Origin of the sequence: Sulfurovum sp. (assembly GCF_041562805.1) — a bacterium.
GTDB lineage: Bacteria > Campylobacterota > Campylobacteria > Campylobacterales > Sulfurovaceae > Sulfurovum.
Genome location: NZ_JBFFOH010000056.1, coordinates 1 through 13,962 on the forward strand (window position 1 = coordinate 1; position 13,962 = coordinate 13,962).

13 protein-coding genes are annotated in these 13,962 nt (G+C 36.5%); all 13 read right to left on the reverse strand.

What is annotated here, in order from left to right; all coding sequences use genetic code 11:
- Positions 1 to 140 (reverse strand): glycosyltransferase (locus tag ABYK33_RS08220; protein WP_373032644.1); only part of this gene is annotated, 140 nt, incomplete at its 3' end.
- 12 nt (positions 141 to 152) lie between these two features.
- Positions 153 to 1,877, reverse strand: a complete 1,725-nt coding sequence (locus ABYK33_RS08225) for a carbamoyltransferase (RefSeq protein WP_373032631.1) — start codon at positions 1,875 to 1,877, stop codon at positions 153 to 155.
- Between the two features lie 47 nt (positions 1,878 to 1,924).
- Positions 1,925 to 2,806 (reverse strand): glycosyltransferase family 2 protein, encoded by an 882-nt coding sequence (locus ABYK33_RS08230; protein ID WP_373032632.1) that lies wholly within the window; start codon positions 2,804 to 2,806, stop codon positions 1,925 to 1,927.
- Positions 2,806 to 3,972, reverse strand: a complete 1,167-nt coding sequence (locus ABYK33_RS08235) for a glycosyltransferase (protein WP_373032633.1) — start codon at positions 3,970 to 3,972, stop codon at positions 2,806 to 2,808. Before ABYK33_RS08235 ends, ABYK33_RS08230 begins: the two co-directional genes overlap by 1 nt.
- 5 nt (positions 3,973 to 3,977) lie before the next feature.
- Positions 3,978 to 4,910 carry a hypothetical protein gene (locus ABYK33_RS08240; RefSeq protein WP_373032634.1) on the reverse strand — a complete coding sequence of 311 codons (933 nt, stop codon included), beginning with the start codon at positions 4,908 to 4,910 and terminating at the stop codon, positions 3,978 to 3,980.
- 497 nt (positions 4,911 to 5,407) lie between these two features.
- On the reverse strand, positions 5,408 to 6,613 hold the full coding sequence (locus ABYK33_RS08245) for an oligosaccharide flippase family protein (protein WP_373032635.1): 1,206 nt from the start codon (positions 6,611 to 6,613) through the stop codon (positions 5,408 to 5,410).
- Positions 6,614 to 6,624: 11 nt separating this feature from the next.
- Complete coding sequence (locus ABYK33_RS08250) at positions 6,625 to 7,632, reverse strand: glycosyltransferase (protein ID WP_373032636.1); 1,008 nt, start codon at positions 7,630 to 7,632, stop codon at positions 6,625 to 6,627.
- 8 nt (positions 7,633 to 7,640) lie between these two features.
- Positions 7,641 to 8,750 carry a glycosyltransferase family 4 protein gene (locus ABYK33_RS08255; RefSeq protein WP_373032637.1) on the reverse strand — a complete coding sequence of 370 codons (1,110 nt, stop codon included), beginning with the start codon at positions 8,748 to 8,750 and terminating at the stop codon, positions 7,641 to 7,643.
- Positions 8,747 to 9,418 (reverse strand): hypothetical protein, encoded by a 672-nt coding sequence (locus ABYK33_RS08260; protein ID WP_373032638.1) that lies wholly within the window; start codon positions 9,416 to 9,418, stop codon positions 8,747 to 8,749. Before ABYK33_RS08260 ends, ABYK33_RS08255 begins: the two co-directional genes overlap by 4 nt.
- Before the next feature lie 6 nt (positions 9,419 to 9,424).
- Complete coding sequence (locus ABYK33_RS08265; protein ID WP_373032640.1) at positions 9,425 to 10,531, reverse strand: DegT/DnrJ/EryC1/StrS family aminotransferase; 1,107 nt, start codon at positions 10,529 to 10,531, stop codon at positions 9,425 to 9,427.
- A complete protein-coding gene (locus ABYK33_RS08270; RefSeq protein ID WP_373032641.1) occupies positions 10,531 to 11,802 on the reverse strand; it encodes a nucleotide sugar dehydrogenase in 1,272 nt (423 codons plus the stop codon). Before ABYK33_RS08270 ends, ABYK33_RS08265 begins: the two co-directional genes overlap by 1 nt.
- A complete protein-coding gene (locus tag ABYK33_RS08275) occupies positions 11,792 to 12,670 on the reverse strand; it encodes an NAD-dependent epimerase/dehydratase family protein (RefSeq protein WP_373032642.1) in 879 nt (292 codons plus the stop codon). The genes ABYK33_RS08270 and ABYK33_RS08275 overlap by 11 nt, the downstream gene beginning before the upstream one ends.
- Positions 12,670 to 13,860: a nucleotide sugar dehydrogenase gene (locus tag ABYK33_RS08280; protein WP_373032643.1), complete on the reverse strand. Its 1,191-nt coding sequence runs from the start codon at positions 13,858 to 13,860 to the stop codon at positions 12,670 to 12,672. The genes ABYK33_RS08275 and ABYK33_RS08280 overlap by 1 nt, the downstream gene beginning before the upstream one ends.
- Positions 13,861 to 13,962 lie beyond the last annotated feature (102 nt).

Genomic DNA, 13,962 nt, shown 5'->3' on the forward strand with positions numbered 1-13,962 from the left:
ACCTCGACAGTGCCGTCTTTCGAAGCGCCGTCGACGACAATGTACTCAATGTTGTCATAGGTCTGCGAAAGCACCGACTCTATCGCCTCGGCGATGGTCTCTTTGTTGTTGTAGACGGAGGTGATGATGGATATTTTCATAGCACTAATATTCTATCTCTCAACTACTATATTACCCATTACCACCATATCCATGGTAGTTCTAGCAAAACAGGCATATGCCTCCGCGGGGGTGTTAACAATCGGCTCATTTTCATTAAATGAAGTATTTAGCAAAATAGGCGTGCCGGTTTTATCATAAAACTTTTTGATTAAACTATAGTATTTTGGAGAAATTTCTTGATCTACAGTTTGTAAACGGCCACTGCCATCGACATGGACTACTGCACTTAAATTCTCTTTTTTATCATCTTTGAACTGAAACACTTTTTCCATAAATGGAACGTTATCTACTTTTTCAAAATAATCGCCAGTAAACTCTTTTAAAATTGATGGAGCAAAAGGTCTGAATGGCTCTCGTCTCTTGATCTTTGCATTGATCAGTTCTTTTGCGTCATCACGAGTCGGATCACAAATGATACTTCTATGGCCAAGGGCACGAGGGCCAAATTCTGCTCTACCCTGAAACCAACCCACAACACCAGCGTTGATTAGGCAGTCAGTGACTTTATCATTTAACTCTTCATCACTCAGTTTCTTATATGAAATATTTTCAGCCTTCAAATAAGCTTCAATTTCATCATCACTGAACTTTGCACCAAAGTACGAGTCCATCATTGGTTCAATGCGTGGATTATCTAGAACTTGGTTATAAAGCCACAAAGCAGAACCGATAGCTGTACCGGCATCATGCCCAGCAGGTGGAATGTAAAGGTTTTCAAAAGTAGTATTTTCTAAGATCTTTCCATTAGCTACAGAGTTTTGAGCAACACCACCGGCAATACAGATGTTTTTAAGGCCTGTACGTTTTTGAAGGTGATTGAGAATATGAAAGATCAACTCTTCGGTTACCCGTTGAATTGACGCTGCCAAATCTTTATGAAACTGTGTCAGCTCTTCACCTTGCTCTCTCGGCTTACCAAATTTCTCAGTCATATAGTCAGAGTAAATCGGCTCTATAAATGGATCACCATCTTCCCAGCTCATCTGCACACCCTCTTTAGGATGTTTGAAATATTTTGTATTTATCTCAAAAAGACCGTTGTCTTTAAAGATGAGGACATCTTTGACCCTGTCAACCAGTGTTGGATTTCCATAAGGAGAAAGACCCATAACTTTGTATTCATCACCATAGTTTGCAAAACCTAGGTACTGGGTAAAGGCAGTATAAAAAACGCCTACAGAATGCGGATAGATCACACTGTCAAGTACCTCCATCTCAGTACCTTTACCAGTTCCGATCATCGTCGAAGTAAAGTCACCGAAGCCGTCAATAGATAAAATAGCTGACTCTTCAAACGGAGAAGCAAAAAAGGCACTTGCCATATGGCTACGGTGGTGTTCGACATTATGAACTTCTGCTTTTATTTCAGAAACATCAACACCAAGAGATTTTGCGAGTTCTTCTTTTACCGATGAGACTTTTTTAGTATTGGCCAGACGGTCTTTGAGCGTTTTAAAACTGACTAGGTTTTTAAGAGAATGGGTAATCTTTTTGTAAACGTTAGCCGAAGGGTCTCTAGATATTGTAATATGGTCTATTTGCGTAATATCAATACCGCATTCATCCAGACAAAACTTAATAGATTCACTCGGAAAACCTGCCCAATGCTTGATTCTTCTTATGCGTTCTTCTTCGGTCGCAGCGATAAGCTCACCATCTTTGAAAATACATGCTGATGAATCCCCATGATAAGCGTTTAGTCCCAATATATACATTTTTTATATCTCCTAATTTAGATTAAAATTTTTACAGAATTTGTGGTTTAAAAAAGCTCTTTAATCACTGTGTTTATACTTTTACCTTGCATTTTAGCCCGATTTCGAACCTCAAACACTTTTGCATCGATAACAAAACGGAACCAAAAGCTTTGCAAGACAAAAAAGACCAATCCTTGCTTGCCGTCAAGAAATCCTAAACGAACAACATAGCGGTAAAAGAAGTACATAAAGCTTCGTGAGAATTGCGGAGCCTTTTCAAAGATGTTTTGTTTTAACCAGCGTTTTCTCTCTATGGCGTTTCCGGTAAGCTTTGCTTCTACGTCACCTGTCTCTTTTGTGGTAAGAATCTCTATCGCCTCTTTAGTCGCCCAGCGGTTATGTGCTGTTATGAAGTCATCCAGGTTAGCTGCAACGGTGTTGATGATGTCTGCGTTAGGGACTTGCTTGACAGTACCATCTACTACAAAGTGCTGGTCGTAGGCTTTGTCTTCACATTTACCAAGTCTGCTTTTGAAGAGGCGTAAATGATAGTTAGGATATTGGTCGCCATGTTTTATCCATCTGCCCATGAAGATAGTTTTACGGCTAAACATAAACCCGTCGGCACTCTCTTTCTCTTTCTCAAAATCGTTTTTTATCCACTCCTGAAGTTCAGGTGTAATCGGTTCGTCTGCATCCAAGTTCAAAATCCATTCGGTGTTGAAAGGGTTGTTTGCTTGCGCCCAGTTGCGCTGAACAGAGTAGTTTTCAAACGGGTGCTGTTCATAGCGGACCCCCATTGACCTGACTATGTCCAAGGTGGTGTCGGTAGAGTATGAGTCCACGACAAAGATGTTTTCTGTTATATCGATGACGCTTTCGAGTACCGCGTTAATGTTCTGTTCTTCATTATATGTCAATACGATAACAGTCAGATTATTGTTCATTACTTCTCCACCATCTTGTCGAATACCTCTTTAAACTGAATTGCTATGTTTTTCCAGTCATATTTCTTTGCAAGCATCTTAGCATTAATACGCATTTGTTCTCTATCTTTTCCCAACATCTCAAGCATAGCTTGTGCCGTCTCTTCAACACTGTTGTTCACCCATTTTCCACAATCAGCCTCTTCCACCTCAGACCAAGGTGTTTGCTTACTGGCGACAATAGGTGTTCCTGCTGCCAAACTCTCAACATAGACATTCCCAAAGTTCTCATGATGAGAAGGTAAGACAAACAAGTCAGCATTAGCTAAAAAATCGATCTTATCTTGTCCACTAATATTTCCTACTAAAAACACTTTATTATTCAAGTCAAGCGCATCGATTTGCAGTTGAAGTTTTTCCCCTTCTCCTTCATCTTTACCAGCAATAAAAAGTTTAGCTGTCGGATATTGTTCCAGAACTTCAGCAAATGAGTCTACAAGGATATTAAAACCTTTGACCTTTTGAAGTCGTCCCATCGAAACAATGATCTTTCCTGTGTCAAACTTTTGTTTAGTATATTTTTCTATAAACTCTTGCTTAGTAAGAACAGAAGATGTTTGAAAAACTTCATACTCCGTACCGTTTGAAATAACCTCTACTTTAGCATTCGGAAAAACAGCTTGAATATTATGTTTTTCCTGTTGCGCTGTTGCATGCCATGTCACTTGGTAAGCAAATGGTTTTATAAACCAATTCAGCCATTTGCTCTTAAAACTATTACCATTATCCAAACACCAACTACCCAGCTGCCCCCGCGGTGAAAGTAAAGTTGGTTTATTAAAAAGTCGTGCAAATAAGAGAGATATTGGTGTCGGTGTATTGAAGACAGACTGCACATGTACAACATCTGCACTTTTTATGTCTTTCCAAATGTTCAAATATAACTGCAATGAAAACTTATCTACTTTTGTTTCATCATAATACTTAACATAGAAATCATCTTCGAACTTTTGCCATTTATTTGTCTCTACATCCAACTTAGAAGTCATATTTGTATTCGTTGTTGAAACCCTCACTTCGGTGCCATCTAATTTTGATATTTCTTGACATGTGTGGAGTGTTGAAAAGATCGGTCCTCCGTATACTATCGCTGGATAGAAAGATGGAATAATTAGGTTGATTTTCATTGGTTTTATTTGACCTTTATCTTAGTTTCATCTGTATATCTATCATTTAACAGTAATGCAAATATATAGAAAATCAGAAAAAACTTTAACAATGTCGGCAATAATCCAATTGAAGTACTATTAATAAGTGTAAAACTTAGCATAAAAGAAAGTAAATAACCCATCCAATATCTTGTGTCAAATACATTACTCAATAAAACAAGAATATATGCTATGAAAAATGGAATAATAAAAATACCATAAACACCCATATCATAATAGGATTCACCAGGGTGTGTAATGCCAACAGCCGTAGTCGTATTGAAACGAGACAAAACACCAATTTCTATTCCTATTTGGTTTTGATCTAAGCCAATAATCGGTTTATCTGGCCAAATAAACCTTGGAATAAGACCGATAATGTTATCCATATACTTCCAGCGAAATTCATCTGGAGCAAAGGGATATGTTTTAACTAAACGCGCTAATATAAATTGATAATTCAATCTATTTAGGACTGTATTGCTTTTCACAGCCAATGTGTCTTTTTCACCTTGTAATGTTGGTTGGAATTCTATAAAGTTATCTATCAAACTTTGTGTATTATGAATTCGATTATACATCATAAAATCAAATAGCACATTTATATTCAATACAAGTATAAATAGTCCAATAAAATATAGTTTACTTCTTTTCGATTGTAATAAAATCAATACAACTGGTATCAAGACCATAAATAGTTTTGCTTTTGATGTAGATAACATAGCAAAAATAAGAGATGTGATTATTACGATAAGCATCAAGATTTTTTCATTATTATTTAAGTTATTATTTTTAAATTTATAAGCGAAATAGAATAACACCAATATATCAAGTTGCTGAAGTACTTCAAGATTATTTATAAATGGGTATTGAGTTAGATCGATAATTTCGTACATAAACCATGCACCAATAGACACCAAGTACAACTTTGTCGCATAAGCTATAAAAAGAAGAGTAATGAGAATAAAGAACTTATATCCATTAAATAGATAGTACTTTACAAATCTTTTAGAATTGTGAATCTTAAATTTTGAAAATAATATGAGTGCAAATATTAAGACTATATCATAAATGAGTATTAATATATTAGTAATACTTAAATCGGAAGTTGTTAAAACCATATAGTTCATATAGTATTTAATTTCAAGAGGAGAATATAATAGCACGATAAACACTATAGGTAATATTATTGTTAATACCTGATAAAGAAAGAATATACGAATAGGAATACTTTGAAAAAGTTTAAATTTTTGAATAAAAACTATAAGAAATAGGTTGAGTAAGGAAATAAATGTTGGAATGAATAGTTCATTTTTCTGGATAATGTTGTAAATAATAAAAAGAAAACTCAAAGACAAGGTTAAATAGATAAAAAATGTCTTTAATTTCATATGTCTACTTGTAATGTTCTTCATTATACACGTAACCTTTTCCAAAGGTATGGCAAGGTGAAAATCATCATAACAAGCAATGAAATACTAAAAGAAAGACTAAGCATATAAGAGTCTGAATTAAAAAATATTATTGTAAAGTAACTTAAAATACCTACAATATTGGCATAAGTTATTTTTTCATTTTCTGCATGTCCATAAAAATATGACTTGATGTTTTCATACATTGGATATAACAAGGCAAATGGTGCCATCATTTTTAGATAGATTGCTCCATCAAGCCATTTTTCTCCCCATAGTGTATACAATAACCACTCCGGAAAAAAGAAAAAAAGTATAAATACTGGGATCCCAGCAATGAGTATAAAACCGTTAATATAGAAGAACCCTTTTTTAGACTCTTTACTATTTGCTGTTGAATGGGAATAAAATAGAAAAGCTATTTTTTGAGTAAATGAAGCCATAAGCCTATCATAGAGCATGGATAGGTAAAATATTTGGGAAACAAACCCTAGTGTATTAGCAGTATAGTATGTTCCGATAAATACAAATGGTAGCCGTTGATATAGAACGGAAGTACCTCTAGAAAAAAACATTTTAAATGAGTACTTGAAAAGTTGTTGAACTTCATCTCTATCAAAATTAAAAAAGTTTAGAGGAATATTTATATAGAATTTAGCAATAACAAAGATTAATAAAGGAGCGATTAATTCCCTAGTTAATAGACTATATTCGTTAGCACCCATAAATGCTGCGGATACTGCAAATACAATTGCAACAATTGTTGCAATCCCTGTAATTAAAGTAGCAGTTTTGAAATCAAGATTTTTTTCAAGTCTTGCTATGTAGATGGACGAGATACTTGAAAACCATCTAAATATTGTAATGAGGAAAATAAATAATGCAACTTCTTCTTGATAAAAGTAATAAATTGGATAGAGTGATAAAGAGGTAATAACCATTAATAGTAACCAATTTACAAAAGAAAGTGTGAGTGCAGAAGAAAAAAGTGTATCAGTTTCTTTAAAATGCATATAAGCCATTGGGACTGAAAACGAAAGGGCTATTTCAAGTAAGCCCTGTATTGATAAGACCAATGCCATTACTCCGAAATGTTCTGGCAATAATAAACGGGCAAGAGCTATTTGCCCCAAAAAATTTAAAGCAAAAAATATATATTGACTACCTGCTGACCATAATGAGGCAATTATATATTTTTGTTGTTTCATGAGGAGTTGCTTTATATTTTAATTAAAGGAAAATCGATAATTTGAAATATTTCCTTTATTCTGTGTTCATAAGTATGTTCCAAATGGGCACGTTTATGGGCATTTTGTGCGATTACCTTTGCCTCATCTTGATGATTTAAATAATATGCTATTTTTTCAATTAGTTCAGCAGTAGTGCGATAAAAAACAATTTCTTTGTCTTCTTCAAAATAATCTCTGATAATGTTTTTTTCATCACATATTTGAAAGCCTCCACATCCTGCTATTTCAAATAATCTACAATTACCAGCACTTACCTCACTATAATGTAATGTATTTAAATTGATTTTACTTCCATAGAACACTTTACTTTTTGCTTGCATTGTCACATATCTTTGACTATGCTTTTTTTGCCATTCTATACCCATCCACTTTGGTATGTTTCCAAAAATATCAACATCAAATCCTGCACTATTTATTTGCTCTATAATTCTTGCCCGATAAGGGTATAATGAACCGACTATAGATATATCATACTCCCCACCAAACGTCATATTTTCAGGTAGTTTGTGTACATCTGGGTTCATACATTCTGGCAAAAGAAATACTTTAAGATTCGCTTTGTCTTTCATAAATGAGTACATATACTTATCTTTTACAAACCATGCATCAAAATCAGAAATAAATACATCCCCTCGTTGAAGGTTCACCATGGCATCCCCAGACCAAAAAACTACTTTTGCATTAGACTTTTTTTTTATAGTATTAATAACATGACTTGGTATATTACGAAGAACTACAATAATTAACTCTGGTTCGAAAGCTAAAACATTATTAAGTAAACGCGTATATACAAAATCATTAAACTTATTAGATAGTTTAAGAGCGTATCCAAACAAACTTGCCGGAAAAACTTTTTTATCAATTTGAGTTGTTAAAGGAATGTTTTTTACGTCATAGCCCATCTTTTGTAATGTATAATGGATATGCCAGTTCAATGAGTCAATTGGTATATCTCCAAGCAGTGCTATTCTTTTCATTTTATCTTTTATCCAATAATCTTTTTCATTTTTGCTCTAAACTTATCAAATGCAAATGTGTTTTCAACATATTGTCTTGCATTTTCACTAAAAACATTTATCAAATCTTCATTCTGATACAGCTTATTTACTATTTCTAAAAACTGTACCTCTGACTCAGGGTCAATTACAAAACCATTCACCTCATTTGCATTTGAAGCCACAGCCTCCAAAGACCCATCTTGGTCACCTGCAATAATTGGTTTTCCACATGCTGATGCTTCAATAAGCCCTAATGGCAATCCCTCTCCTTCGCCATCACCAAATGTACTAAGTAATACAACTACATCTGCAAGATTATAAAAATCAACCAACTCATCTTCTGGAACTCTTCCTGCAAAATATACCCGGCTTTCTACACCTTCCTGCTTCACTAATTCTTTAAACCTCTGATCGTACTTGCCCCCACCTACAACAACATAAATAATATCACTGCTCAATTGTTTTAATGAACGTATGACAATTTCATGTCCTTTGTTGCGCTCTAGTCTCCCTATGGTCGACAAAATAAACTTATCTTTTGGAATATCATATTTATTAAAAAGTATTTCACTTTTTTCGTATGGTTTAAACTTCTCCGTATCAACTGGATCGTAAAGTAATTCCATATTATCTGTGCTGTATTCAAAATTATTTTCTATATAGTTCAAAATAAAATTACAATCACCTATTAGTTTATCTGAGTTCAGAAGACCAATTATGTCGCGCTTCTTTAAACCACTCCATATTTCAAGTCCATAAACATTTGTCATGTAACGCACGCCAAATAATTTTTTTGCTAAAAGTGCAATGATTGATAGCTGTACATGAGTAGAGATCAAAAGGTCTATTTTTTCTTGTTTTACAAGTTTTAAAACTTGGTAGGCATATTTGATCTTGCCAGTTAAGCTTGCACCTTCACCAATATAATTAATATCAATATTTTCTTCAAAAATATTATCTTCTTGTTTTGGAGATAAAGCACAAACATAAACATTCTCGTCTCCATAGAGTTCCACTAAAGCCTGATACTGATAACGACTATAACGCTGGATACCACCTTTAGAAAAAAAGTCTGTGGCCATTAATAAAACTTTCACTCAATCTCCTCTAAATCAAATCTATTTTTTGTCTTTTTTGCTGGATTACCACTAGCAAATGAATTTTCTTTAATTGTTGTCATTACAACTGAATTTGGAGCGATAAAAGAATTTTCTCCGATAGTTACTCCTGGCAATACAATACTATTTAAACTAATTCCAACATTTTTATTCAAAACAATAGGGGAAGATAAGTAGTATGGATTTTTTAAGGGTGAAAAAGTCACTAATTCCGATTTATTTGTCGGATTACTGGGTAAATTAGATAATGTATAAAGTTTTACATTCGCACTAAAACCACAATTATCATCGATAAACAAACCTCCATGTGCCTGAAGTATACAAAAGGGAGCAATATGAATATTATCCCCCATGTGAAGTATTCCTGGTGATAATTTAAAATTTTTATTTACTTTAAGTTTGGAATTTTCTTTGCCTAAAGAGTTACTCTTTCCTGCTATAAGCAAACAATTTTTATCAATCCAAACATTATTACCAATATACATAAACTCAGGTCTTTCAAAAATCACACCTTCATCAATGTAAACATTATCTCCACATGATGCAAATCGCTGTTTATAATATAGATATCGTAATTTTCTTCCAAGAGGACCACTAATGTTTCGTAGTAACCCTTCAATCAGACCCAAAAATATTGCTTTGATCATAATGCTTTATTGTGCTTTCAACAAAGTCTTAATTATTTGTGCAATTTCAATAATGTCATCTTCTGCAAGATCATAATAAGATGGAATATTAATCCCTCTCTTGTATACCTTTTCAGTGACTGGTCCAACACTGTTTTCTTCATACATCGGCATAAAAGAGACAGGATAGAAATATGGACGAGAATCAATTTTAAGTTCTTTTAATTTCATCATAAACTGATCACGTAATTCTTCAGTAAAACCATCAATTTCTAAACAAACCATCCAATATACATTTTTAGCCCATGAAGCAGAAGGATTTAACCGTATACCTTGAACCCCTGCTAATTCACGTTCATAAATAGAATAGATGGTATTTTTCTTTTCTAAAATTTCATCAATTCGCTCAAGTTGAGCAACTCCCAGTGCTGCTTGCAGGTTTGTCATGCGATAGTTAAACCCTATTTCAGTATGCCAATAACGCTTTTCTTTTGTCATAGCATGATCACGAAGGTATTTCATCCTTTCATATAAAGCTTCATCATCAGTCGTGATCATACCGCCTTCACCAGACGTAATAACTTTATTTCCATAAAAACTAAAGATGGTTGCATGACCAAACGAGCCGACTCTTTGCCCCTCTATCTCAGCACCATGTGCTTCTGCAGCATCCTCTATTACCTTAAGTCCATGCTTTTGAGCAATTTCAAGTATCTTAATCATATTTGCTGGATGTCCATAAAGATGAACAGGAATGATTGCTTTAGTTTTTTCAGTAATAGCAGCTTCGATTGCATCTGGATCTATACAAAGCGTACTCTCTTCAATATCTACCGTTACAACTTTCGCACCAGTGTATGCCACAGCATTTGCCGTAGCAATAAAAGTCAGATCAGGAACGATTACTTCGTCTCCTTCACCTATACCCATAGCCACAAGGACCAAATGTAGTGCTGTAGTACCGTTTGAAGTTGTCATAGCATATCTGACACCGCAATAATCAGCAAAGTCATCTTCAAAACGGTTAATATAGTGCCCGAGTGACGACACCCATGTTGATTTAACGGCATCAGTTACATAGTCAATCTCTTTTTGAGTAATACTTGGTTCTGAAATTGGTATAAATTTATTCATTATAATCTCCAGGTAGGACTGTCAACAATCCCTTTAATGTCTATTATTACTGGTTCACTTGTGCTGATGTTGTCATAGTCACTTCGTTTTAGTTCTTTAAACTGTTTATGCCCAACAGCCACGATAACAGCATCATACTTTTTATCACTTTTCAAAGGATCAGATATAAAAGTGAAATTATTCTGTGTAATGTCTTTCGCCTCGATCCACGGATCGTAAGCATCAATACTACAACCATAGTCATTTAACTCATTAAGAATGTCGAACACTTTAGAGTTACGAATGTCGGGACAGTCCTCTTTAAAGGTCAGCCCCATTACTAAGACATTGGCACCTTTGACCTTCTTGTCATGTGCGATCATCTCTTTAATGGTACGTTCTGCGATGTACTTACTCATACTATTGTTGATCTGGCGGGCGCCAAGGATAAGGTTTGGTTTATAGCCTAACTCTTGTGCCTTGTGGGTCAAGTAGTAAGGGTCAACACCGATACAGTGACCTCCTACAAGACCAGGTGTAAGTTTAATGAAGTTCCACTTGGTTGCTGCAGCATTGATGACCTCCGTCGTGTCAATTCCCATAGCATCAAAGATAAGGGCAAGCTCATTGATAAGTGCTATGTTGACATCTCTCTGAGTGTTCTCGATAACCTTGGAAGCCTCTGCAACTTTAATGGATGATGCTAGGTGTGTACCGGCAGTAATAATACTTTTATACAGGTCATCCACCTTTACAGCAATCTCAGGAGTTGACCCTGAAGTAACTTTAAGGATTTTTGTCACTGTATGTTCTTTATCACCCGGATTAATTCGTTCCGGAGAATAGCCAGCAAAAAAGTCCTCGTTAAATTTAAGCCCAGATATCTCTTCCAAGATAGGCACACAAACCTCTTCAGTTACACCCGGATAGACAGTAGACTCATAGATGACAATGTCATCTTTTTTAAGAACTTTTCCAACACTTTCCGAAGACTTAATCAGCGGTGTTAAGTCTGGTCGGTTGGAGCTGTCTATCGGTGTTGGTACCGTGACAATGTAAATGTTGCAGTCGGCGATCTCATGGAGATCGGCAGTAAACTTCATACCGCTTGAAATAGCTTCATTTACCTGCTCTTCACTGAGTTCAAGTGTACGGTCAACACCGTTGTTAAGCTCATCGATTCGCCACTGTGCAATGTCAAATCCTGTAACTTCGTACTTCTCGCTGAAAGCATGTGCCAACGGTAGACCTACATAACCCAGTCCAATTACAGCTATTTTATCAATTATCATTATCTATCCATCCTTGTTCTTTCAATTTATCTATATATGTTTTGATCTTTCTTTTTGGATGCCAACCAAGTGCCTGTGTTTTGGCACTGACAACATCTGCTGTCATTCGATTGCCTTTACGTTCGGGCAACATCTCGATCTCTCCACCAAACATCTCCGCAATCTCTTTGATGGTATAAGCTTCGCCGCTACCAATACCAAACTCATCACCATAACCATTTTCACCAACAAGTACGAGACCATCAATGATGTCATCAATATGAGTAAAGTTTCTCTTTTGAGTTCCTGGACTGACAATCGTTAAGTTCTCACCATTCTTCCGTTTCTCTTTAAAAAGAGCAATCAATGTTGCATATTTACCAGTTTGGATCTCTCTTGGTCCATAGACGTTGTAAAAGTAGGTAATAGCAAAAGGGACGTTAAACCATACACCATAATTCATCACGAGCTCAGTATTGGTCGCTTTTGTCCATGCATAAGGAGATGCACTTCTTCCTAAACCACCGTCACCAAACTTCGTCGAGCTACCCGCATACAGTATTTTGCAGCCAGCCTTTCTCACAAATTCTAGAACGGCGAAAATACCATCTTTATTATATTCCCATACTTTTTCAATATCGTCAAAACTCTGTTCGACTCTTGAATATTCTCCAAGGTGGTAGACCATATCTGGCCGAAAGGTCACTAAAGTAGCAATATCTTTTGTGTTCCCTTTGATATATGTGACCTTGTCAACATGGTTGTTTTCACTACCAGTAAAGTAATTGTCAAGAGAATAGACATCATTACTTTCGTCTTGGGCTAGTCTTTCACATAGATGACTTCCAACAAATCCAGCGCCACCTGTTACTAAGATCTTTTTGCGCATTATTTATCACTCCCAAAAACATCTCTAGTATAGACCTTGTCTTTGACATCAACGATACTGTCAGAAAGTCTATTGGCGACGATGACATCTGCCCTGCTTTTAAAATCGTCTATGTCTTTTATGACTTTCAGACCTTCGAACTCGTTCTCTTCAAGAACCGGTTCGTAGATAACGACTTCGACCCCTTTCTCTTGCAGCTTTTGGATAATACCTTGCACAGCAGAACTTCTAAAGTTGTCAGAGCCTGTTTTCATAATGAGACGGTAGATGCCGACGACTTTCGGGTTTTTTACCAATATCTGGGAGGTTATGTACTCTTTTCTTGTCTCGTTGGCATCGACGATCGCCCCTATGAGGTTGTTTGGAACGTCTTTAAAGTTGGCACGCAGCTGCTTGGTGTCTTTTGGAAAGCAGTAGCCCCCGTAACCGAAAGAGGGGTTGTTGTAGTGGGTACCGATGCGCGGGTCGAGACCGACGCCTTCGATGATGTCTTTGGTGCTCAGATTGAACTTTTCGCTGTAGGAGTCCAGCTCGTTAAAGTAGGCCACACGCATGGCAAGGTACGTGTTGGAGAAGAGCTTAATGGCCTCGGCCTCCGTGCTGTCCGTAAACAACACCGCCACATCTTTTTTAATGGCACCACGCTCTAACAGACCCGCAAAGACCATCGCCCTGTCGCTCTTTTCGCCGACAATGATGCGGCTCGGGTAGAGGTTGTCATGCAGGGCGTTGCCCTCGCGCAGGAACTCAGGGGAGAAGATGATGTTCTCCGTTGCAAACTTCTCTCTTACCGACTTAACATAACCGACCGGGATCGTCGACTTTATGACCATCGTCGTCTCCGGGTTTATTGCCAGAACATCGGCGATGACATACTCTATGGACTTGGTGTTGAAAAAACCCGTCTCTTCGTCGTAGTCGGTAGGCGTAGAGATAATGACATAGGCAGCGCCTTCGTAGGCCTCTTTTTTGTCCAAGGTCGCTCTAAAGCTTCCGCTGAACTTTGAATTGCCGGAGCTCATCTCCGTAAGGTACTCGGAGATCTCTTTGTCTTCGATAGGGGAAAGACCCTTGTTGAGCATCTCCACTTTTTCCGGAATGATGTCAAGCGCCACCACCTCGTTGTGCTGTGACAACAAAATGCCGTTAGACAGACCTACGTAACCTGTTCCTGCGATCGCTATTTTCATCTACTCTCCTACATATATATTCGCGATTATATCTAGTGCCCCATTAAAACCGTGTTAGGAGAACAGAAGGGAACAGAAAGATTACTTCTGGCAGAGGGGAAT